The organism is Niveispirillum sp. GW835-FHT14G11 (genome assembly GCF_058793615.1).
Map to the genome: position 1 here is coordinate 1 of NZ_JBXAFZ010000066.1, position 666 is coordinate 666.

The following is a 666-nucleotide window of genomic DNA, read 5'->3' on the forward strand; positions in this document are numbered from 1 at the left end:
GACCGCGGCATCCTGGTCCAGACCGATGCCGAGGTGCAGCCGCTGGCGGTGGCCAAGCTGCTGAAGGCCATCGTGGCCAAGGAAGCGCCGGATCTGGTGATCCTGGGCAAGCAGGCCATCGATGATGACAGCAACCAGACCGGCCAGGCGCTGGCAGCATTGCTGGGCTGGGGCCAGGGGACGTTCGCGTCCAAGGTCCTGCCGGGCGATGGCAAGGTGGCCGTGACGCGCGAGATCGATGGCGGCCTGGAGACGGTGGAACTGCGGCTGCCGGCGGTGGTGACCACCGACCTGCGCCTGAACGAGCCGCGCTATGCCTCGCTGCCCAACATCATGAAGGCCAAGAAGAAGCCGATCGAGACTGTGGCCCCGGACGCTCTGGGCGTGGACATCGCGCCGCGCCTGACCACCGTGAAGGTGGTGGAGCCGCCCAAACGCAAGGGCGGCGTCAAGGTCGCCTCGGTCGCCGAGCTGGTATCCAAGCTGCGCGACGAAGCCCGCGTCATCTGATCGCCCTCTTCAAAGGATAAGCAACATGAGCATTCTGGTTGTTGCGGAACCCTCGACGGGTGCCGTGAAGAAGCCGACCCTGACCACCCTGGGTGCGGCCGCCAAGATCGGTGGCGAGACGCATATGCTGGTCGCCGGTTCCGGCGTGGCCGAGGC

The 666-nt window shown here is 66.8% G+C and carries 1 protein-coding gene; it reads left to right on the plus strand.

Annotated elements, in window-relative coordinates; all coding sequences use genetic code 11:
- Positions 1-510 (plus strand): electron transfer flavoprotein subunit beta/FixA family protein (locus tag AC1Q7F_RS32625; protein WP_492512711.1); only part of this gene is annotated, 510 nt, incomplete at its 5' end.
- Positions 511-666: the final 156 nt, after the last annotated feature.